Origin of the sequence: Nocardia fusca NBRC 14340, from assembly GCF_001618425.1 — a bacterium.
Lineage (GTDB): Bacteria > Actinomycetota > Actinomycetes > Mycobacteriales > Mycobacteriaceae > Nocardia > Nocardia fusca.
Genome location: NZ_BDCU01000068.1, coordinates 1 through 21013 on the forward strand (window position 1 = coordinate 1; position 21013 = coordinate 21013).

Here is a 21013-nt window from a genome sequence, read left to right on the forward strand (position 1 = left end):
CCGGTATCGACCAACTCGACCTCGGAGTATCTGCGGCGCACCGCGATCCGCGATTCGACGAAGCGCCCCTCGGCATCGAGCGGTTCGTTCGCCTGCGCGACGACGTGCCGGTCCTCCTCGTCAGCGGTCAAATAGACGACCTCGTCGGTCACCCTGCCGTCGATCACCTTCCGATACGGCGTTTCGAGGAACCCGAACGGATTCACCCGCGCATACACCGACAGGTATCCCATCAGCCCGATATTCGGGCCCTCCGGCGTCTCGATCGGACACATCCGCCCGTAGTGGCTGTAGTGCACGTCGCGCACCTCGAGGCCCGCGCGGTCCCGGGACAGGCCGCCCGGCCCGAGCGCGGACAGGCGGCGTTTGTTGGTGAGACTGGCGAGCGGGTTGCGTTCGTCCATGAACTGGGAGAACTGGGAGGTCCCGAAGAACTCCTTGAGCGCCGCCACGACCGGACGGATGTTCATCAGCGACTGCGGGGTGATGGCCTCGACGTCCTGGGTGGTCATCCGCTCCCGGACCACCCGCTCCATCCGGGAGAGCCCCACCCGGAACTGATTCTGGATCAACTCCCCCACGGTGCGTACGCGGCGATTACCGAAATGGTCGATATCGTCCACCTCCACCGGCACCTCGACACCGCCGGGCCCGGTCATCGTCCGTTCCCCCGCATGCAGCCGCAGCAGGTATTCGATAATGATGACCAAGTCCTCTTCGGTGAGCACCCGGGGACCGCCCGGCGCGGCCCGCCGGACACCGAACTTCTTGTCCATCTTGTAGCGGCCCACACCCGCGAGGTCGTAGCGCTTCTCCTTGAAGAACAGGTTCTCCAGCAGCGACTGCGCCGATTCCTTGGTGGGCGGTTCGCCGGGCCGGAGCTTGCGGTGGATATCGAGCAGCGCCTCATCGGTACCCGCTGTGTTGTCCTTCTCCAGCGACGACATCAGCACACCGGAGAAACCGAACCGCTCGGTGATCTGTTCGGTGGTCCAGCCGAGAGCCTTGAGCAGCACGGTCACCGGCTGACGCCGCTTGCGGTCGATCCGCACACCGACGGTGTCACGTTTGTCGATATCGAATTCCAGCCACGCGCCGCGAGACGGGATGACGCGCGCACTGTGCAGGTCCTTCTCGGTGCTCTTGTCGACGGAGTGATCGAAGTAGACGCCGGGTGAGCGCACCAGCTGCGAGATGACCACGCGTTCGGTGCCGTTGACGATGAAGGTGCCGCGGTCGGTCATCATCGGGAAATCGCCCATGAAGACCGTCTGGCTCTTGATCTCGCCGGTGTTGTTGTTGATGAACTCGGCGGTGACGAACAGCGGCGCCGCGTAGGTCACGTCCTTGTCCTTGCATTCGACGATCGAGGCCTTGACCTCCTCGAAGCGGGGCTCGGACAGGGTCAGCGACATGGTCGCCGCGAAATCCTCGATCGGGCTGATCTCCGCGAGTACCTCCGCCAGCCCGCCCGTGAACGAATCGCCGCGGGCGGCCGCCCGTTCCCGCTGGGCGGCCGCGCCGATCAACCAGCCGAACGATTCGGTCTGGATCTCCAGTAACCCCGGCACCTCCAGGGGCTCACGGACTCTGGCGAACGAGAGTCGCTCGGGACTTCCGGTAATTCGGCTCCCGGCGGATGCCGCGGCAGCGACCTCGTTCTGATCAGGGAGTGCCAAGATGCGTCCTTCCAGCACCGCACGCCGCCCATACCTGCGCGGTGCGGGCGTCACGTATCTGCTTGTCCAGTGGGCGTTATTCCGATCGCGCACCACGGGCGGAAGCCGTCCGGACAGGACTCGACGACAATCCGTGGCAGCGATACGCAGAATGCGCCACTTCCACGGTGGTTTCGTATTTCGAGAGTCGGACAGCACGCGCCCCGGCGCGAAGTCCTAAATTACACACGAAATCGTCGAATGTCGAGAGACATGAAAAATAAAGCATCCGTTTCCCGGTGCTTTCTATTTTGATAATGACACCCCGATCCACACGGCGTCAAGCCGAATGGCGGAAAACCGCCGGAATCGGCTGTCGCGGGTTCGAGTGCGGGGAGAACGCGGCAGGACGGGCCCGTGGCGCGAGCAGGCACCTTCCCGGTCGCGCTCGGGGACAGGGGCACTCGCCGGGTCCTGCGCCGAGGAGTCCCCCGAGCTCGCGGCGCCCGGCCGGGCGCGGGCGAACACCGAATCCGGGGAACGAAAGGCAGTACCCGGGGCAGATGAGAAATGAATCAGCGGCGCAACCGCCGACGCGGAAGTAATTCCCAACCCTTCCCACTCGAATATATCGCTCCCGATAATTGCGGCATACACCGGGGTCCGACTCGCGGTAAACAACCCGCGCAAAACAACGAACGGTTGTGCCCGGGTACCGCCACGGTTGTTTGATCGCGGCCCGCGCTTTCTGCTTTGCTCGCGCAGGTCATCGCGAGGACGGACGAGCGAAAGGTGCGCCGGAATGGCGAATGGGCGGTCCCTGGGACGGCAGTTCGGCCGGCTGTGGGCCGCCTACGCGGTGAGCCGTTTCGGTACCGCGCTGGCGTTCAACGCCTTCGGCCTCGTCGCCGTCCTCGTCCTGCACGCCGGACCCGCCGAGGTCTCGATACTGACGGCGGCCGGCCTCGCGGTGGGTGCCCTGGTGGCGATTCCGCTGGGCCCCTGGGTGGAGTTCCGCCGCAAGCGGCCGGTCCTGATCGCCATGGACCTCATCCGGTGCGCGGCGTTGCTGAGCATTCCGATCGCCTTCGCGTTCGGCGCACTCGGGTTCACGCAACTGCTCGTGGTCGCGATCATCGCCGCGACCGCCGATATCGGTTTCACCGCCGCGTCCGGCGCCTATCTGAAGGGCCTGGTGGCGCCGGACGATCTACTGGTGGCCAATGCCCGGTTCGAATCCACGAACTGGACCGCCATCGTGCTCGGGCCGCCGCTGGGTGGCGCCGCGATCGGGCTGCTGGGCCCGATGGCCACCTTGATCGCGGACGGCCTGAGCTATCTGGCCTCCGCGGCGGGCCTGCACGCGATCGGTGACCGGGAACCGCGTCCGGCCCGCCCCGACGCACCGCGCCCGGGCGCGCAGTTCGAAGGCTGGCGTTACATACTGGGCCATCCCGGCCTTCGCCCGCTGCTCTGCAACGACGCCCTCGTCGGCGCGCTGATCATGGCGACCCAGCCGCTGATGTCGGTGCTCATGCTCGGGCAGCTCGGCTTCGCGCCCTGGGAATTCGGGCTCGCGTTCGCCTTGCCCTGCCTGGGCGGGTTGCTCGGGGCGCGGCTCGCGCCCCGGCTCGTCGACCGGTACGGGCCCGGGCGCGTGCTGCGGATGTCCGGGATTCTGCGGGTGTGCTGGCCGGTGGCGCTGGGCGCCGTCACCGCCGGGGCCGGCGGATTGATACTCGTCCTGGTGGTCCAGACCGCCGTGATCGTCTGTATGGCCGTGTTCAACCCGGTCTTCGCCACCTACCGGCTGGAGCAATTACCGGCCGACCGGGCGACCCGCGCGCTGGCGGCCTGGTCGGTGAGCAAGAAGGTCACCATCGCGGTGGTCACCGCGCTGTGGGGGCTGCTCGCCGTGTGGATCGGAATACGCGCGGCGATCACTCTCGCCGGACTGCTCCTCCTGGCGACCCCACTGCTACTGCCCCGCCTCGACCGAGCGCACGAACACCCTGATGTATTGCCGACAGGCTCGGCAAGCCCGGCTCGGTGAACCTCAGGCGCGCAGGGCGGCGGCCAGGGCCGGGTTCACGGCCATCGACAGGGCCAGCAACGACTCCACGAGCAGTTCGATCAGTTCGTCGCGGGAGATGGATTCGCCGCGTAGCCACGACAGGGTGGTCTCTTCGGTGAAGGCAACCCAGCCGCGCACCACGAGAACCAGCCGGGGCTGCTCGCGTTCCTCCGGCGACAGCGGGACCTGGGTGAGGATGATGTCGACGATCGCGTGCCGGGTCTGCTCGACCATGGCGGCCAACTCCGGGCTGGAGCTGGCGGGTCCGCGTAGCAGGGCGAGGTACGAGGTGCGGTTCTCGCTGACGTAGTCGATATAGCGGCCCACCGAGTCGCGCAGCATATCGACCAGGCTCAGCGTGGGGTCGGGGACGACGCGGGCCAGCAGTTCGGCGTTCGCATGCCGGACCACTTCGAGCTGGAAGTCCTGTTTGGTGGGGAAGTAGTGGAACAGCAGTCCCCGCGAGATCCCGGCCTGGGCCGCGATCTCGCTGACCGATATGTCCTCGATCGCCCGTTCGCCGAGCATCTTCACGCCGAGCGTTATCAGCTGCGTCTTCCGCTCGTCCGGGCTCAATCGGACGCGCTTGACGGGTGCTTCCGGGCTCGTACTCACCTGTCCATCCTACTGAATGCCGTTCAATACTGTTGACTGTGACTCAATAAGCCCTTACGCTCATTATATGAGTCGCAAGGTTACAGACAAAGCTGTCGCCAACCAGCCCACCCGTCATCTGCGGACGATCATCATCGGCAGCGGTTTCGCCGGCCTCGGCCTCGCCATCCGGCTGACCCAGCAGGGCCGCGAGGATTTCCTCGTACTGGAACGCGGTAGCGATGTCGGGGGGACCTGGCGTGACAACACCTATCCCGGTGCCGCGTGCGATGTGCCCTCGCACCTGTACTCGTATTCCTTCGCCCTGAATCCGGACTGGTCACGGTCGTTCTCCCGGCAGGGCGAGATCCAGTCCTATATCCAGGGCGTCGCCGACAAGTACAACGTGCGCGACAAGCACCTCTTCGACTGCGATGTCACCGGCGCCCGCTGGAACGCCGAGACCGCGCAGTGGGAGGTGACCACCAGCAAGGGCGATTTCACCGCCGATACCGTGGTCTCCGCGGTCGGCGCGCTGTGCGAGCCCAACCTGCCCGATATCAAGGGCATCAACAGCTTCGAGGGCGAGATCTTCCACTCGGCCCGCTGGAACCACGATTCCGACCTCGCCGGTAAGCGCGTCGCGGTCATCGGCACCGGCGCCTCGGCCATCCAGATCGTGCCGGCCATCGCCGGCAGCGTCGCCCACCTCGACGTCTACCAGCGCACCGCGCCCTGGCTGCTGCCCCGGCTGGACCGTCCCTACTTGCTGCCCGAGCGGCTGGCTTTCAAGCACATCCCGGGCGTACAGCGCCTGTCCCGGGCCGCGATCTACGCCGCCCGGGAGACCCAGGTGGTCGGCCTGGCGAAGTTCCCGCCGCTGATGCGCGGTTTCGAAGCCCTGGCCAAGGCCAAACTGGCCATGGAGATCCGCGACCCGGAACTGCGCAAGAAGGTCACCCCGAACTTCCGTATCGGCTGCAAACGCATGCTGATCTCCAATGAGTACTACCCGGCCCTGGATCGCGACAATGTCGACGTGGTCACCGACGGGATCGCCGAGATCCGCGCGAACTCGATCGTCACCAAGGACGGCACCGAACGCGAGGTCGACGCGATCGTGGTCGCCACCGGCTTCCACGTCACCGATTCCCCCGCCTACGAGACCATCTACGGTCGCGACGGCCGCAGCCTGACCGAGGTGTTCGACGATATCGGCCAGCAGGGTTACAAGGGCTCGGCGATCGCGAACTTCCCGAATATGTTCTTCCTGCTCGGCCCCAACGTCGGCCTGGGCCACACCTCGATGGTGTACATGATCGAATCCCAGATCAACTACGTCGCCGACGCGCTGGCCACCGTCGAACGCCAGGGTCTGCGCACTGTCGAGGTGCGCCGTTCGGCGCAGGACTCCTACAACTCCGCCCTGCAGAAGAAGCTCACCAAGAGCGTGTGGAGCACCGGCGGCTGCGCCAGCTGGTACCTGGACAAGCACGGCAACAATACGACCCTCTGGCCGGACTTCACCTTCGAATTCCGCCGCATCACAAGGAAATTCGACGTCGCCGCCTACGATACGACGACGGCTGCCGACGCGGCGGCCCGAGCTGACCTGAAAGTTGTGACCGCATGAATACAGCATCACGAAGTGATTCCCCGAGAGGTGGAGGCCGGGCGACGGGAGGGCGCAATGATGCGTACTTCCGTAACAAAGTCTGTGTGATCACCGGAGCCGGTTCCGGGATCGGGCGGGCACTGGCCGTCAACCTCGCCCGGCGCGGCGCGAAACTGGCGCTCTCCGATATCGACACCGAGGGGCTGGCCGAAACCACCCGCCGCTGCGAAGAACTCGGCGCCGAGGTGAAATCCGACCGGCTGAACGTGGCCGAACGCGAGGCCGTACTGCTCTACGCCGACGCGGTGAAACAGCATTTCGGTGTCGTGCACCAGATCTACAACAACGCCGGGATCGCCCACCACGGCGACGTCGTCAAAACCGAGTTCAAAGACATCGAACGCATCATGGATGTCGACTTCTGGGGTGTGGTGAACGGGACCAAGGCGTTCCTGCCGTTCCTCCTCGAATCCGGTGACGGTCATGTGGTGAACGTGTCCAGCCTCTTCGGCCTGATCGCGGTGCCCGGGCAGGCCGCGTACAACTCGGCCAAGTTCGCGGTCCGCGGTTTCACCGAGGCGCTGCGCCAGGAAATGCTGGTGGACCGCGCGCCGGTCAAGGTCACCTGTGTGCACCCCGGCGGTATCAAGACCGCCGTCGCCCGCAACGCCACCTACAGCGACGATATCGACGGCGCGAACGCCAGCTCGATGTTCGACAAGTACCTCGCCATCCACAGTCCCGAAATGGCCGCGCAGACCATCGTCGACGGCGTCCGCAAGGGCCGCGGCCGGGTGCTGATCGGCTGGGAGGCCAAACTGCTGGACCTGTTCGTCCGCACCGCCGCCGCCGGTTACCAGCGCATCGCGGTCGGCGTCGAACGACGTTTCCTGCCCTGACCGGTACCGGAGAAGGAACGACATGCGAGATATCGCGCTGCCACTGCCGCTGGCGCGGGCCGTCCTGGGCTCGATGTACCGGGTGGCTCTGCATTCCCGGCTGCCCTGGCGGGTCCAGCGGGCCCTGATCGACGCCGGTTCGGCGTTGCAGCCCGTACCACCGGGCGTCGGAGTCGAACGGATCCGCCTGGGCGGCCGACCGGCCGAGCGACTCGCACCGGCCGGCCCTGCCCCCTCCGAACCCGCCGCCGTGCTGTACCTGCACGGCGGCGGATACGCCGTGGGTTCGCTGGCCACCCACCGCTCGCTCAACGGCCGGCTCGCCGCCGGAACCGGGCTACCGGTCTACGCCCTCGACTACCGGCTGGCACCGGAACATCCCTATCCGGCGGCCCTGGACGACGCGGAGGCCGCCTTCCTGGAGCTGGTCACCGGACACGGCTACCGGCCGGAACGGATCGCGATCGCCGGGGATTCGGCCGGCGGTGGCCTGGCCCTGGCGCTGGCCCAGCGGCTCATCGCCCGGCACGGCCACACCCCCGCCGCGCTCGGTCTGATCGCGCCGTGGGTGGATCCGAACCAGCTCGCCGAACGCCCCCGCGATCTGGTCGTCAACGGACCCTGGTCGCGGGCCTGCGCCGCGGCCTACCTCGGCGCCGGCGATCCCGCCGATACGGGTTACGCCCCGCTGCACGGTGTCCTCGCCGGGCTGCCGCCGGTGTATGTCCAGGCCGATATCGACGAACTGCTGCACCCGCAGTGCGTCGATCTCACCGCGGCCCTGCGCACGGCCGGGGTCAGCGTCTCGTTCACCGAGAGCCGCGGTCTCTGGCATGTCGCCCAGCTACAGGCCGCCCTGGTGGGACCAGCTGCTGCGGCGCTGACCGAAATGGCCGATTTCCTCCGGCAAGCCGTCGATCAGCTACCGCTGCGCGACCTAGGATGAAAACCTGATCGGGACGTGTTTCGCCCTGGTTCCAGGGTGAGATCCAGGGCGTTTACCGGTGGCCCGCGCCCCGCCCGGTTCCGGTGGCGTAAATTACCGACGAGTTGGCAAACAGGGAAAGGCAATGATGCGCGAGTTCGAAGCCCCGGCTTCCTACACCATCCCCGAGGACGCGAACAATTCCGACAACGTGTTCCGCTACGCGAAAGAATCCCCCGCCGCGGTGATGTTCAACGTCCCCGATGGCACGGGCGGCTGGCGCGATGTCCGGGCCGCGGAGTTCGCGAAAGCGGTCACCGATGTGGCCAAGGGTCTCATCGCCTCGGGTATCGAACTGGGCGACCGGGTCGCCATCATGGCCGCCACCCGCTACGAATGGACCCTGCTCGATTTCGCCATCTGGGCGGCCGGCGGCTGCACCGTGGCGATCTACGACAGCTCCTCGGCCGAACAGGCGCGCTGGATCCTGCAGGATTCGGCCACCGCGCTGCTGGTGGTCGAGAACGACAAGCATCGCGGCGTCATCGACGAGATCGATCCGGCCGATCTGACCGCGCTGCGGGAAACCCTGCAGATCGACAAGGACGCGATCGACGAACTCGTGCGGCGCGGTGCCGAACTCGACGAGCAGGTCGTGCACGACCGGCGCGCCCAGGTGAACGCGGCCTCCCCGGCCACCCTGATCTACACCTCCGGCACCACCGGCCGGCCCAAGGGCGTCATGCTCAGCCACGCCAATCTCTGGGCCGAATCCCGCGCCGACCGGATCGCGCTGGCGTCGTTCCTGACCCCCGGCAAGAAGACACTCATGTTCCTGCCGCTGGCGCACGTCTTCGCCCGCGCGGTGAGCCTGGCCGCCTTCGACGCCAAGGTCACCCTGGCGCACACCTCCGACTGGAGCACGCTGGTCCAGCAGTTCGCCCAACACCGGCCCGATTTCGTGCTGTCGGTACCGCGCGTATTCGAAAAGGTGTTCAACGCCGCCAAACAGAAGGCCCACGACGAGGGCAAAGGCAAGATCTTCGACGCCGCCGCGGCCACCGCGATCGCCTACAGCGAGGCCTTGGGCGCCGGGAAGCCCGGCCTGGTATTGCGTGCCAAGCACGCGCTGTTCGACAAACTCGTCTACGGCAAGCTGCGGGCCGCCCTCGGCGGCAACTGTCAGGCCGCGGTCTCCGGCGGCGGCCCGCTGGGCGCCCGGCTCGGACACTTCTTCCGCGGTGTCGGCGTCACCATCTTCGAGGGCTACGGCCTCACCGAGAGCACCGCCGCCGTGTCGGTCAACACCCCCGAACACATTCGGGTCGGGTCGGTCGGCCGCCCACTGGAAGGTCACGCCGCCAAGATCGGCGAGGACGGCGAACTTCTGCTGCGCGGGCCGGTGATCTTCGCCGGATACTGGGGCAACGAACAGGCCACCGCGGATGCGTTCGTCGACGGCTGGTTCAAAACCGGCGACCTGGGTGCCATCGACGCCGACGGTTTCATCACCATCACCGGCCGCAAGAAGGAGATCCTGGTCACCGCGGGCGGTAAGAACGTCTCCCCGGCGCCCATGGAGGACGAACTGCGGGCGCATCCACTGATCGGCCAGGTGATGGTGGTCGGCGACGGGAAACCGTTCATCGGCGCGCTCATCACCCTGGATCCGGAAGCGTTGCCGGGGTGGAAAGAACGCAACGGCATCGCGGCCGAGGTGGAGATCGCCGAACTGGTCGAGAACCCGGCCCTGGTCGCCGAGGTGGAGGCCGCGGTCGCCGAGACCAACAAGAAGGTTTCCAAGGCCGAGCAGATCAAGAAGATCAATATCCTGACCTCGGACTGGACCCAGGAAACCGGTGAGCTGACGCCGAAGATGTCGCTCAAGCGGGCGGTCGTCATGAAGCAGTACGCCACCGAGGTGGACAAGATCTACAGCTGATCCCTCCCCTCCCCCTCGCGACGCGGCCCCGGTGAGTTCATCGCTCACCGGGGCCGCCTCGTTGCGGAGACGTTGTCGCCACGATCCTCAGCCGAACGTAAAAGGACATTCGTGGCGGATGCGGATTCCGGAGCCGCCCGGAACCATCAACAGGAAACGTTCGTGCGACGAGAAGCGGGAAACGACCATGGCCCGGCGGGCCGCGCATCGCCACATTCTTCGATTTCGACGGCACGATCGTCGAAGGAGTCACTCCGGCCCGCGTCGGTCTGTCGCGTCTGCTCGGAGGCAATGCTGCCTCGCCGCTTCTGCCGGGTCTCTCGGGACGGAAGCGCGCGACACACTACCGATCTGTGCAGCGGATGATTGCCGAGAATTGGCGGGGTCGGCCGACCGAAGAGCTCATGGAAGCCGAGGAACAGCTGTTCCAGAACCACATCGCGCGCAACCTCTATCCCGAAGCTTGGGAACTGGTCCGCGCACATCAGCGCGCGGGTCATACGGTGATACTGGCAACCTCGGCCACCGGGTTCCAGACCCGTCGCCTCGCCGCGGAACTCGGGATAGACCACATGCTGTGCACCGAGCCGGCCGTTTCCGGTGGGCGAATCACCGGTGAGATTGACGGCGAGATCGTCTGGGAGCACTTCAAGGCCGACCTCGTGGAAAAGTTCGCTGTGGCCCACGAGATCGACCTGGCCGAGAGCTTCTCGTACTCCAACGGCGGGGTGGATACTCCTATGCTCCGGCTGACAGGTAATCCGACCGCGGTGAATCCGGATCGTGCTCTGGCATATGAGGCCACCGGGCAGGGCTGGCCGGTTCTGCGTTTCGAGCGTCGGCGGCCGGGCCCCTACCGGATAGTCCGGACACTTCTCGGTGTCCTGGCGGTGGTCGGCGCCGCGGCCGCAACATTCCTGTGTTCACTGACCAGTGATCGCCGCGCCGAGATCGACCGAATGTACCGGTGGGTGTCGACGGCCACACTTCGATGCCTGGGCCTGCGCGTACGGGTGATCGGCGGGGACAAGGCCCGGGCCGCCCGTCCCGCGGTCTTCGTTTTCAACCACCAGAGTCAGATCGACAGCATGATAATTCCGTATATTCTGCGGGGGTCCTTCACACCGGTCGTGACGATCAAGGTGAAGCACTATCCGGTCTTCGGTCCTCTCCTCAGATTCGTCGGCACTGTTTTCATCGACCGCTCCACCCCCGGTGGCGCCCAAGAGGCACTGAATTCGCTGGTCACCCAGCTACACAGGGGGAGGTCGGTAGCCATCGCGCCCGAAGGGCGAGTTTCGGTGACTCCCCGGCTCCAGGACTTCAAGAAGGGCGCTTTCCACCTCGCCGCGCAGGCCGGGGTTCCTATGGTGCCGATCGTTATACGCAACGCCGGGCGAGCACTCTGGCGACGGGCGTTGATCGTCCGGCCCGGAACGATCGATGTCACCATCCTCGACCCGATCGATACTTCCGCATGGACGCGGGAGAACCTCGACGAGCAGATCGCGGCCGTCCGCCGCCTGTATCTCGACACGCTGGAACGATGGCCGGATGCGAGTGGCGCGTCACTCCCTAGCGAGCCGGAGAATCAGCATGCTGTAGTCGCGCTGGATCCGCCGCACTGTCACCGGCCCGGAAGCTGATGAACAACGCCGAGGCGACCACCCCGACCAGCAGCAGTGCGGCCGGCAGCAAGGTGGCTTGACTCAGCGCGGTACTGAACGCCTGCTTCACCGACTCGGGCACCTGTCCGGTACCCATCCCCTCTCCGCTCGGCGCACCACCCAGACCCGCCGCACTCATCCGAGCGGCCACCAGAGCACTGATCGCCGCGCTTCCCAAGACCGACCCCACCTGACGAGTCGTGTTGTAGACGCCCGCGCCGGCGCCGGCCTGCGAAATGGGCAGGTTATGGGTGGCTGTGGTGGCCAGCGGCGCCCAGATACAGGCGTTCGAGGCACCGGCCACCGCGCCCGCCACGACCATCCAGGCGATATTCGCGTGCGGATCCCGCATGACCAGCGCGAACCACAGGATCGAAAGCGCGAACACCGCGAACCCGATGGTCGGAATGATCCGCGGAGGCATCCGATCGGAGAGTCGCCCGATCACCGGGGCGGCGAACCCCGTCACGATGGCCATGGGAGCCAGCACCAGGGCCGACCGGGTCGGCGACATACCGTGTACAGCCTGTAGGTAGAAGTAGATCGGGACCATGACCGCCGTGACGGCCGCTCCCATACTGGCGATGGCCAGGTTCGACAGCGAGAAATTCCGGTCCCGGAACAGCGGCAACGGCAACAGCGGCTCGCCGGACCCACGCGCCTGGGTCACCACGAAGATGGACAGCACCACGATCCCGGCCACGATCATCGCCCAGATCTTCGCCGACCAGTCGCTCGTATCGCCCTCCTGGATACCGAACACCAGCAGGAACATGCCCACCGCGCTCAGTAGCACGCCGACCAGGTCGAACTTGTGCTCTTGCGTCGGCAGCGCCGGTACCAGCCAGACGGCGAGCGCAAAGGCCACCACCCCGACCGGCACGTTGACGATGAAGATCCACTCCCAGCCGAGACCGTCGACCAGCACACCACCCAGGATCGGACCCACCAGCGTCGCCAGCCCGGCGACCGCGCCCCACATACCCATGGCGGCGCCCCGCCGGTCCGGCGGGAAGGTCCGGGTGATCACCGCCATCGTCTGCGGGGTCATCAACGCCGCGCCCAGCCCCTGCACCGCCCGCGCGGCGATCAGGGTCTCGATATCACCGGCCAGCCCGCACGCCAGCGAGGAGAGCGTGAACACCGCGAGCCCGAACAGGTAGATGTTCTTGGGGCCGAACCGGTCGCCCAGCCGCCCGGTGATCAGCAGTGGCACGGCGTAGGTGAGCAGATAGGCGCTCGTCACCCAGATGACCTGCGAGATATCGGCGTGCAGATCGGCCATGATCGCCGGGTTCGCGACAGCCACGATGGTGACATCGAGCAGGATCATGAAGAATCCGATGACCAGCGCACCTAATGCGAGCCACGGATTGCGTTGAGTGGGCATAGCTTCCGTTCCTGTCCGAGCGGCGCCCGATGCGCCGTCTCGTGGATCCGCCGCGGCGCGCCACACGAACGCACCATCCGGTACTACCGACTCACCGTACGGACGGGGCACGACAGCCGCAGGCTGCTCATGCCGTGGCCACTCCGGACTCCAGGTACGACGCCGCGCGCCGCGCCAACATTCCGGGCATATCGGACCGATCCCCGCCCTGCTCAGAGACCGTGCGCGTCCAGCCAGGTGCGGGCCAGCTCCCCCGGGTCCGCGGAAACGTCGCGGACCCGCAGCACCAGGGTCGCGAGCTCGTCGGTGGTGAGTTCACCGGCCACGTAGTTCAGCTTCTCCAGCTGCCGATCGTCCAACGCCCCCTTGCGCACCAGAGCGAGCGGGTTCTCCGGCCTGATCGCGTCCTCCGGGTCGGCGAGCACCGTCAGCCCCTCGGTACCGCCCGGCAGGAATTCGGCCGGACCGGCCAGCACCGCGGCCTGGATCCGACCCTCCAGCAACGCGCGCCGCAATTCTCCGGGCTCCGGGAACACCTCGGTCGAGGCGAATTCGCAGCCCGAGATCTGTGCGGCGACCTCCGGTAGCTCGAACAATCCGGGAACAGCGGCGACACCGGCGACCATCGATGGACACTGCGCACCCAACTGCTCCACCGAATCGATCCCGCGCTGCTCGGCGACGGCGGTGGCGACCAGGACCCGCGGTTGGAAATCCGCGCCGTCGGCCGCATCGGAGGTGACCGTGCCCTGCGGCAACGACCCGTTCAGTTCTTCCGTCACTTTCTCGGTGGTGGTCGCCTCGGCCCCGGTGTTCAACTCCGCCAGCAGAGCGCCGTTGTGGTCACCGGCGACCGCCACGGTTCCCGCGTCCAACGCCGCGAACACGTCCGCCCGATCACGCAGCCCCGGCTCCACGCGCACCGCGGCCCCGGTCCGCGCCAGCGCCTGCGCGTAGATCTCCGCCAGCACCCGCGATTCGGCCGCCTCCTGCGCCCCCACCACCAGCTCGGGCCCAGTGTCACTCCCGCAGGAAACGGTCAGTACGGCGAGAACAGGCACCAGCACCCGAGCAACGACACGCGTCGACGCGGCCAGCAGCATTGCGTGAGACACCCTCTTCCGTAACCAGCCCGCCGGACCCGTACCGGGCACCCGGCAATCACCAGAATCTACCGTCGCCCGGAACCATCGGAACGACCCACCCGGGGCCACACTCTTCGAAGCGCCCACTGCCCACGGCCGAACCTCGAGGCGCCCGGTACCCGTTCGGCGCGACCGCCCACCCGGCGGCCGGCTCCCGCAACCGGCGACGCGACGGTAGGCGCCCACGACCTGGGCCCGGCATCGCACAGGCCGGCAGACCGGCCGCCGACCTGGTCGGATACCGGCTATCCCCGCCGCTCACCGGGCGAGTCGAGACCGGCGTCCGGCTGCGGGCCAACGGGAGCGAGCGCGGCGCCGCCCCCGGTGACCCGGAGCAGATCGAGTTTGCCCGCGTCGCTGCTCCCAGCCGCGGCCGTATAGGCGACCAACCGCAGGTCCAGGCCCGGAACCAGGAGCACGTCGCAGTCGACCCGGATATCGCCGACCTCCGGGTGCCGGATCGTCTTCCGCTCGCTCGTATGCGGGGCCGCGGCCGTGCCGGTGGCCCACAACCGGGCGAAATCCGCCGACTGCGCGCAGAGCCCCTGTACCAGCCCATCGAGTTCGGAATCGGCGGGATAGCGGGCAACCGCGTCGCGCAGGTCGGCGACGATGGATGCCGCGAAGGCCTCGTTGCCGCGTTCGGACCGCACCGACGCCACCGCCGCACGTGCCGCGCCCAGGCCGAAGAGCCCGCGTGCCAGATTGCGCTCGGTCGCCGGCACCAGAGCCGGATCGCCGAACAGCGCAGCCCACAGCGGATTCCACCGGATCAGCGTCCAGTCAGCGCTGAACACTCCGATCGGCACATCGCCGAGGCGCGCGGCGAGCCGCTGCACACCCGCAGGCACATGAGCGCCAACCGTCCCGTCCCGTGGTGGCAGCAGTCCCGCGCTGCGATAGAGCCGGTCGCGTTCGGCGCGCGACAGTTGCAGAGCGCGGGCCAGCGCACCCACGACCTGGGCCGAAGGATGCCGGGCGCGCCCCTGTTCCAAGCGCAGGACGTAGTCGACGGAGAGACCGGCCAGTTGCGCGAGTTCCTCACGCCGCAGTCCCGGAGCGCGGCGGCCGGGCGCCGGGGTGAAACCGGCGTCGGCGGGGGCCAGACGGTCCCGCCAGGCGTGCAGCAGGCGGCCGAAGCCGGGATCAGAAGCGCCCATCCGCCCATTGTCACCCGTCACCGGTCCGACAGCCTGGGTACTGCGAGTCCAGGGTCCGGCAGAGGTACTGGCCGGTGCGCGGGCGGCGGGCCAGCCTGAAGATCCGGGTCCCGGAGCAGAGGAGCTACAGCCATGCCGCACACCATCGTCGTGACGGGCGCGAGCCGCGGGATAGGCCGCGCGGCCGTGGAACGCCTCTTGCGCGGAGCACCGGATACGCATCTGGTTCTGGTAACCCGCGACGCCTCGGGTCGCGGGCTACCGGCCGGCGACGCCGTATCGCACTGCACGGCCGATCTGAGCTCGCTCGCCGATGTACGCCGCGCCGCCGAACAAATCGCCGCCCGGTTGGACAGCGGCGACCTGCCGCCACTGCGCGGGTTCGTCGGCAATGCCGGAATCCAGTACCGGAACGCCCTGACCCCCGGAGCCGAGGGACTCGAAGCGACCTTCACCGTCAACGTGCTCGCCAACCATCTCTTCGTCCGCATTCTCCGGGACCGTTTCCACGCGCCCGCCCGGATAGTGCTCACCACCAGCGACACCCATTTCGGCGACCTCCGGCACAACCTGGCCATGGTGCCCGGGCCGGTCTGGCGGCAACCCGATGTCCTCGCCCGTCCGGGTGCGTTCCCTGTGCCGGATAGCACCGGCGCCGGTCGCACCGCGTATTCGACCAGCAAACTGGCCACCATCTACCTCGTGCACGAGTACGCCCGGCGGCTGCCCGCCGGAATCGACGCCATCGCCTACAACCCCGGATTCGTCCCCGGCACCGGGCTGGCGCGGCACGCCGACCCGCTATCCCGCTTCGCGATGCGCTACCTCCTGCCGGCGCTGACGCTCACCCCGCTGGCGATCTCGCCCCGCACCGCCGGTCGCTTCCTGGCCGATATCGTCCTGGGCTCGGCACCGGCGCCGAGCGGGTCCTACGTGGACCGGCGCCGGGTCGCGCGTTCTTCGGCGGAGTCCTACGACCCGGATCGCGAACGCGACCTCTGGAACACCGTCGAGTCGCTCACCGCCGACCACCCGGATGTCGACTCGACCGATGCTCAAAGGCCGCACTCCATGGACGGTCCACCGCACATCGCATGAGCCGAAGGCTCGAGTCTCGAGGCCGAAACGGCGAGACCCAGGGGGCCTCAACCCCGCGCGCCGAAGGCGCGCCAAAAACTACAGCACCCGGCCCAGGGTGGCGGCCGAGTGCTGTAGTTGCGGTTACCGCCCGGGTCAGGCGGAACGATCTATCAGGCGACGCCCTCCGCGCGGGCGGCGGCGGCGACCGCGTCGGCCACCGCGGGGGCGACGCGCGGGTCGAGCGGGCTGGGCACGATCTTGTCGACGGCGAGTTCGTCGGCGACGACGCCGAGGATGGCGTTGGCGGCCGCGATCTTCATGCCTTCGGTGATGCGCCGGGCACCCGCGTCGAGCGCGCCCTTGAACACGCCGGGGAAGGCGAGCACATTGTTGATCTGGTTCGGGAAGTCGCTGCGGCCGGTGGCGACGATGGCGGCATACTTGCTGGCCACATCGGGGTGGATTTCCGGGTCCGGGTTGGACATGGCGAACACGATGGCCTCCGGGGCCATCGAGGCGATGAGCTCTTCGGCGATGGTGCCCGCGGACAGGCCGAGGAACACGTCGGCGCCGGCGAGGGCGTCGGCGGCGGTGCCGGTGAGGCCGCGCGGGTTGGTGCGCTGGGCGAGATCGGCCTTGACCGCGTTGAGGTCACCGCGGTCGCGGCTGACGATTCCCTTGGAGTCGAGCACGGTCACATCGGCGACACCCGCGGCGAGCAGGATGTTGGTGCAGGCGACACCGGCCGCACCGGCGCCCGACACGACCACCTTGAGGCCGGAGGTGGCACGGCCCTGCACGGCGGCGGCGCCATTGAGGGCAGCCAGCACCACGATGGCGGTGCCGTGCTGGTCATCGTGCATGACGGGGCAGTCGAGGGCTTCCACGACCCGCTTCTCGATTTCGAAGCAGCGGGGGGCGGAGATGTCCTCCAGGTTCACGGCGCCGAAGCTGGGGCGCAGGCGGATCAGGGTTTCGACGATCTCGTCGACGTCCTTGGTGTCCAGCACGATCGGGATGGAGTCGAGTCCGGCGAACTTCTTGAACAGCGCCGACTTGCCCTCCATGACCGGGAGGGAGGCGCGCGGGCCGATATCGCCGAGACCCAGCACCGCCGACCCGTCGCTGACCACGACCACCAGACGGTCGGTCCAGGTGTAGCGCTTGGCCAGTGACTCGTCCTCGGCAATGGCGCGGCTCACCTGTGCCACCCCGGGGGTGTAGGCGATCGATAGGTCGCGCTGGGTCTCCAGCGGCGAGCTGAGCTCGACCGAGAGCTTGCCGCCGAGGTGACCCGCGAAGATCTCCTCGTGAGTGATCGCCGAGAGATCTTGGATCTCTTCTTTGCTGGCGGTGGCGTTCGGTGCGTCAGTCACAGAGGACACGATTTCACTCCTGCTGGTTGCGGTCGTAACCGGTGGACGGTTACCGCCGGGTATTTGGTGTTATCTGCGTCATATCGTTCATCGGCGGCGCGACCAGGATGTTTCCCGGCGCTACCTGTACCCGGAAGACCCGGGGAGCCCGGACACAGGGCAATAGACGGTGGCGCTGATTTCGGGCAGCGACGGTCCGGGTGGATTTCGGACGGGTTGGTCCGAATGAACTCGACCGGTGCCCGTTTCCCGTCGCGACGGTGCGTCGCGGAGCGGCGGGCGCCTGATATCCCCGACCCGGCGGTGGCAACGATCGGGAATCCGCAACATTCTGCCAGGTCCCGGATCGTTCGCCAAACCGGGCCCGGTGGATTGCGCGTTTCGGACACCACGGGGCCAGCGTAGGCCCCGAGCATTACCTTCCCGTGAGCGGAAACTCGCGGGCGGCGCCACGATCCGGTGAGACACCTCAAAGGTTCCCGGGAGCCTGGTGAAACCGGCGACCGGAAGATACTGCGCCGCCGGTCAGCCCCACCACTGGGTCCACAGCAGGATCGCGCCGGAACCCAGCACCGCCGCCGCCGCGCCGAGGCTCGCCGCGCCCCGCGCGCGATCCGAATACACCTGTGCCACAACAGCTATGACCGCGACAGCGATATGCCAGGCCACCGATTCGGCGCCGGGCCCGGGGAAACCGCGGCGCTCGCCGATGAGCTCCGCCCCGACGACGACCAGCGCCAGCAGTACCAGCCCGGCCGCCGCCACACCGCTGATGCCGCGCACCACTCTCATGAGGCCAGCACCGGTACGCCGGTGGCTCGGCCGGCCAGTTTCTCGAACTGCGCCGGGTCGGTGGTGCATTCACCCAGGCCGAGGGTCTTGTTGGCGCCGTGGTAGTCCGAGGACCCGGTCGCCAGCAGTCCGCATTCGCCGGCCAGCTCACGCAGTACCGCCCGGTCCCGGGGGCTGTGGTCGGGGTGATCGACCTCCAGGCCGCCCAGTCCGTGCGGCGCCAGGTCGCGCACCTCCTGCAGGTCCAACAGCCGTCCTCGGCTGCGGGCCCGCCCGTGGGCGAGCACGCTGACGCCGCCGGCCCTTGCGATCATCTCCACTGCCCGGCGCAGCGGGGTATCGGCCTTCTCCACGTAGTAGGGGCCGTCCGAGGCGAGCAGATCGGCGAAGGCGGCATTCACCGAGGGCACCACACCCGCTTCGACGAGGGCGCGGGCCAGGTGGGGACGGCCCGCGGCGGGACCGGCGGCGGCCAGCACCGCGTCCGGATCGATCGGTAGCCCGTCGGCGGCCATCTGTTCGGCCATCGCACGTAGTCGCTCGACCCGTTCGGCGCGCAGCCGTTCCCGTTCGGTCGCGAAACCGCTGTCGGCGGGGTCGAACAGGTAGGCCAGCAGATGCACCGACACGGGATAGCCGTCGACACCGCGGCCCACGCACGACATTTCCATGCCCCGGATCAAGGCCAGCCCGGCCGGGCGGGCGGCCTCGGCCTCGGCCCAGCCCGCGGTGGTGTCGTGATCGGTGATCGCGACGACATCCAGCCCGGCATCGGCCGCTTTGCGCACCAGTTCGGCCGGGCTGTCGGTGCCGTCGGAGGCGGTGGAGTGGGTATGCAGATCGATGCGCACCCGTCCAGTCTTCCAGTGCTCGTCCGGGGCGCTGCCGGTGCGGGGCGGCAAACGCGGGCGCGGCGGCTGGTGGAACTACGGCGCGCGGTCGATCCGCTGGCGCTGCCGCTACAACTGCTGGTGCACAAGGAGGAACTGCCGATCGACCCGGAGATCCGCCGCTATCTGCGCGATGTCGCCGACCACCACACCGGTGTCGCCGAACGCATCACCGATTTCGACGATTCGCTCAGCGCTCTCATCAGCGCCGCGCTGACCAAGATCACCGTCCAGCAGAACACCGATATGCGCAAGATCTCGGCGTGGGTCGCCATCGCCGCGGTGCCGACCATGATCGCCGGTGTCTACGGGATGAACTTCGAGCACATGCCGGAACGGAAGACCAGCCGGGGTTATCCGGTGGTGCTCGTGGTCATCCTCGGAATCTGCCTGACGCTGCTGGCGCTCTTCCGCCGCAACGACTGGCTCTGACCGGGCCCGTCCACCGCCGCATCCCGCACCGACGCTACAGCGAAGCCGCGCCCCGGCCGGGGTCCAGCACATCGATCCCGGCCTCGGCCCAGGCATCCCGCAGCGCCTGCGCCCCACGCACCCGTACCCAGGCCGCCTCGGTCGCCGTCACCGGCGTCACCGTGAAATACCGCACCGGCTCCGCCGGATCCGGTAACTCGATCTCCGGGATCTCCCCCGCGCCCAGCAGCACCGCCGTGAACGGCGCGTCCTGCCAGATCGGTTCGCCCAGATCCAGGAGCGCGTCCGCCTGCAGCACAACACCTTCGACCGCGGGCGCCGCCGCCAGCACCCCCAGTGTCCGGGCCACTCCCGCCCCGGCACCGGCCGCCGACCGCACCGTCAGCACCAACTCCGCCCGCGGACCGCGCACCGGATCGGCGTGCAGATCCCCCGGATCGCCCATCGGATGCCGCGACCCACCGACCGTCAGATAGTGCGTCACACCGTCACCGGGGATGCGCAGGATCTCGATCGGCTCCAGACCCAGGAAAGTCATCGACGCCGTATCCACCGCCGCCGCGTCCACCCCGAAGAACTCCGCCACGACCGTCCGGACGCGTTCGATCACGTCCATCCGCTAGATGGCCAGCTTCGCGAGCAGATCCCGGGCCTGCTCGGCCGTCTTCGGGTCACACAACACGTCGTAACGGCCCGCGACCAACTGCATGGTCGAGGCGAAATCCCGCTGCCCCCGGGTGGCCGCGTACGGGATGGTCGTCGAGATGACCCCGAAGATGATGCCGCCGACCAGGCCCACCACCAGCGGGCCGGCCATGCCATTGGTGGTGAACAGACTCAGCAACAGCCCCAGGAACAACCCGAGCCACGCACCCGAGACCACACCCCCGCCGATCACCTTGCCCCAGTTCAAGCGGTACAGCACCCGCTCGACCTGCATCAGGTCGACGCCGACGATGGTCACGTTCTGCACGGGAAACTGATTGTCCGCCAGATGATCCACCGCACGCTGCGCCTCGGCATAGGTCGGATACGAACCGACCGGCCACCCGGAAGGGGGCGTGGGCAGACCCTGCCTACCGCGATTCGAGCCTCCAAGAGGGTTCGTCATAAGTCCATTCTGTCTTATTTGGCGCCGCCTGCGGCGGCGCGGGGTCGAGGCCCCCGAAGGTCCCGCCGTTCAGGCCTCGAGACTCGCGGCTTCGCCGCATGCACTTCGAGGCCTGAACGGCGGGACGGGCCTCGACCCTTTATGGGCCTCGCTGAACTCGGCACCGAGAGGGCGCTGCTGTTCGTGAAAGCGATCAGACGCCAGGTCGGCCGAGCGGTCGAGTCGGCATCCGATCCGGGCATCGAATCCCGACGCAACCCGCA

At 67.8% G+C, this 21013-nt stretch carries 17 protein-coding genes and 1 pseudogene; 8 read left to right on the forward strand and 10 right to left on the reverse strand.

The genetic code is table 11. From position 1 onward, the window contains the following. Window positions 1-1697, reverse strand: a 1697-nt coding sequence (locus NF4_RS34555) for an RNA polymerDNA-directed RNA polymerase subunit B (RefSeq protein WP_501193531.1), incomplete at its 3' end; no start/stop codon positions are given. 763 nt (window positions 1698-2460) lie between these two features. Between NF4_RS34555 and NF4_RS34560 the strand changes: the two genes are divergently transcribed. Continuing rightward, window positions 2461-3711 (forward strand): MFS transporter, encoded by a 1251-nt coding sequence (locus NF4_RS34560; protein WP_063131607.1) that lies wholly within the window; start codon window positions 2461-2463, stop codon window positions 3709-3711. A gap of 3 nt (window positions 3712-3714) precedes the next feature. Here the strand turns inward: NF4_RS34560 and NF4_RS34565 are convergent, their stop codons facing one another. After that, window positions 3715-4347, reverse strand: coding sequence for a TetR/AcrR family transcriptional regulator (locus NF4_RS34565; RefSeq protein WP_063131608.1), 633 nt, complete (start codon window positions 4345-4347; stop codon window positions 3715-3717). 67 nt (window positions 4348-4414) lie between these two features. Here NF4_RS34565 and NF4_RS34570 point away from each other — a divergent pair, with 67 nt between their 5' ends. The 5 genes from NF4_RS34570 to NF4_RS34590 all read left to right on the forward strand — a co-directional run bounded on the left by NF4_RS34570 (window position 4415) and on the right by NF4_RS34590 (window position 11353). Continuing rightward, window positions 4415-5959, forward strand: coding sequence for a flavin-containing monooxygenase (locus NF4_RS34570; RefSeq protein WP_063131609.1), 1545 nt, complete (start codon window positions 4415-4417; stop codon window positions 5957-5959). Beyond that, window positions 5956-6840: an SDR family NAD(P)-dependent oxidoreductase gene (locus tag NF4_RS34575; RefSeq protein WP_084533802.1), complete on the forward strand. Its 885-nt coding sequence runs from the start codon at window positions 5956-5958 to the stop codon at window positions 6838-6840. The genes NF4_RS34570 and NF4_RS34575 overlap by 4 nt, the downstream gene beginning before the upstream one ends. A 22-nt stretch (window positions 6841-6862) precedes the next feature. Next, window positions 6863-7786 (forward strand): alpha/beta hydrolase fold domain-containing protein, encoded by a 924-nt coding sequence (locus NF4_RS34580; protein WP_063131611.1) that lies wholly within the window; start codon window positions 6863-6865, stop codon window positions 7784-7786. A gap of 127 nt (window positions 7787-7913) precedes the next feature. Next, a complete protein-coding gene (locus NF4_RS34585; protein WP_063131617.1) occupies window positions 7914-9707 on the forward strand; it encodes an AMP-dependent synthetase/ligase in 1794 nt (597 codons plus the stop codon). A gap of 206 nt (window positions 9708-9913) precedes the next feature. After that, window positions 9914-11353, forward strand: coding sequence for an HAD-IB family hydrolase (locus tag NF4_RS34590; protein ID WP_269749676.1), 1440 nt, complete (start codon window positions 9914-9916; stop codon window positions 11351-11353). On the opposite strand, the gene NF4_RS34595 is transcribed toward NF4_RS34590, so the two are convergent. The 3 genes from NF4_RS34595 to NF4_RS34605 all read right to left on the reverse strand — a co-directional run bounded on the left by NF4_RS34595 (window position 11283) and on the right by NF4_RS34605 (window position 15069). After that, on the reverse strand, window positions 11283-12764 hold the full coding sequence (locus tag NF4_RS34595; protein ID WP_063131613.1) for a DHA2 family efflux MFS transporter permease subunit: 1482 nt from the start codon (window positions 12762-12764) through the stop codon (window positions 11283-11285). The genes NF4_RS34590 and NF4_RS34595 overlap by 71 nt on opposite strands. 212 nt (window positions 12765-12976) lie before the next feature. Next, window positions 12977-13879, reverse strand: coding sequence for a glycine betaine ABC transporter substrate-binding protein (locus NF4_RS34600; RefSeq protein WP_232330786.1), 903 nt, complete (start codon window positions 13877-13879; stop codon window positions 12977-12979). A 275-nt stretch (window positions 13880-14154) separates the two neighbouring features. Then, on the reverse strand, window positions 14155-15069 hold the full coding sequence (locus NF4_RS34605) for a helix-turn-helix transcriptional regulator (RefSeq protein WP_084533804.1): 915 nt from the start codon (window positions 15067-15069) through the stop codon (window positions 14155-14157). Between the two features lie 132 nt (window positions 15070-15201). On the opposite strand from NF4_RS34605, the gene NF4_RS34610 reads away from it, so the two are divergent. Next, entirely contained in the window at window positions 15202-16167 is a 966-nt protein-coding gene (locus tag NF4_RS34610) for an SDR family NAD(P)-dependent oxidoreductase (RefSeq protein WP_063814798.1), read from the forward strand. Window positions 16168-16319: 152 nt separating this feature from the next. Here the strand turns inward: NF4_RS34610 and NF4_RS34615 are convergent, their stop codons facing one another. The 3 genes from NF4_RS34615 to NF4_RS34625 form a co-directional block, all read right to left on the reverse strand. Next, window positions 16320-17525 (reverse strand): NAD(P)-dependent malic enzyme, encoded by a 1206-nt coding sequence (locus NF4_RS34615; RefSeq protein ID WP_063131615.1) that lies wholly within the window; start codon window positions 17523-17525, stop codon window positions 16320-16322. A gap of 525 nt (window positions 17526-18050) precedes the next feature. Continuing rightward, the gene (locus NF4_RS34620) at window positions 18051-18317 is read right to left on the reverse strand and encodes a hypothetical protein (protein ID WP_084533805.1); all 267 of its coding nucleotides are present in this window, start codon (window positions 18315-18317) and stop codon (window positions 18051-18053) included. Further along, the gene (locus NF4_RS34625; RefSeq protein WP_063131618.1) at window positions 18314-19168 is read right to left on the reverse strand and encodes a PHP domain-containing protein; all 855 of its coding nucleotides are present in this window, start codon (window positions 19166-19168) and stop codon (window positions 18314-18316) included. Before NF4_RS34625 ends, NF4_RS34620 begins: the two co-directional genes overlap by 4 nt. A gap of 60 nt (window positions 19169-19228) precedes the next feature. On the opposite strand from NF4_RS34625, the pseudogene NF4_RS34630 reads away from it, so the two are divergent. Further along, window positions 19229-19639: pseudogene (locus NF4_RS34630) on the forward strand (CorA family divalent cation transporter); the annotation flags it as partial. Between the two features lie 34 nt (window positions 19640-19673). On the opposite strand, the gene NF4_RS34635 reads toward NF4_RS34630, so the two are convergent. Together NF4_RS34635 and NF4_RS34640 are read right to left on the reverse strand one after the other, a co-directional pair. Next, window positions 19674-20255, reverse strand: coding sequence for a suppressor of fused domain protein (locus NF4_RS34635; protein WP_063131616.1), 582 nt, complete (start codon window positions 20253-20255; stop codon window positions 19674-19676). 3 nt (window positions 20256-20258) lie between these two features. Then, entirely contained in the window at window positions 20259-20750 is a 492-nt protein-coding gene (locus NF4_RS34640) for a YflT domain-containing protein (RefSeq protein ID WP_030522047.1), read from the reverse strand. Between the last annotated feature and the right edge of the window lie 263 nt (window positions 20751-21013).

What these genes read in the sequence shown, in the direction of transcription:
- NF4_RS34635 (WP_063131616.1), bottom strand. Translation starts at nt 20,255, where the DNA reads ATGGACGTGATCGAACGCGTCCGGACGGTCGTGGCGGAGTTCTTCGGG.
- NF4_RS34620 (WP_084533805.1), bottom strand. Translation starts at nt 18,317, where the DNA reads ATGAGAGTGGTGCGCGGCATCAGCGGTGTGGCGGCGGCCGGGCTGGTA.
- NF4_RS34570 (WP_063131609.1), top strand. Translation starts at nt 4,415, where the DNA reads ATGAGTCGCAAGGTTACAGACAAAGCTGTCGCCAACCAGCCCACCCGT.
- NF4_RS34610 (WP_063814798.1), top strand. Translation starts at nt 15,202, where the DNA reads ATGCCGCACACCATCGTCGTGACGGGCGCGAGCCGCGGGATAGGCCGC.
- NF4_RS34640 (WP_030522047.1), bottom strand. Translation starts at nt 20,750, where the DNA reads ATGACGAACCCTCTTGGAGGCTCGAATCGCGGTAGGCAGGGTCTGCCC.
- NF4_RS34575 (WP_084533802.1), top strand. Translation starts at nt 5,956, where the DNA reads ATGAATACAGCATCACGAAGTGATTCCCCGAGAGGTGGAGGCCGGGCG.
- NF4_RS34560 (WP_063131607.1), top strand. Translation starts at nt 2,461, where the DNA reads ATGGCGAATGGGCGGTCCCTGGGACGGCAGTTCGGCCGGCTGTGGGCC.
- NF4_RS34605 (WP_084533804.1), bottom strand. Translation starts at nt 15,069, where the DNA reads ATGGGCGCTTCTGATCCCGGCTTCGGCCGCCTGCTGCACGCCTGGCGG.
- NF4_RS34585 (WP_063131617.1), top strand. Translation starts at nt 7,914, where the DNA reads ATGCGCGAGTTCGAAGCCCCGGCTTCCTACACCATCCCCGAGGACGCG.
- NF4_RS34595 (WP_063131613.1), bottom strand. Translation starts at nt 12,764, where the DNA reads ATGCCCACTCAACGCAATCCGTGGCTCGCATTAGGTGCGCTGGTCATC.
- NF4_RS34580 (WP_063131611.1), top strand. Translation starts at nt 6,863, where the DNA reads ATGCGAGATATCGCGCTGCCACTGCCGCTGGCGCGGGCCGTCCTGGGC.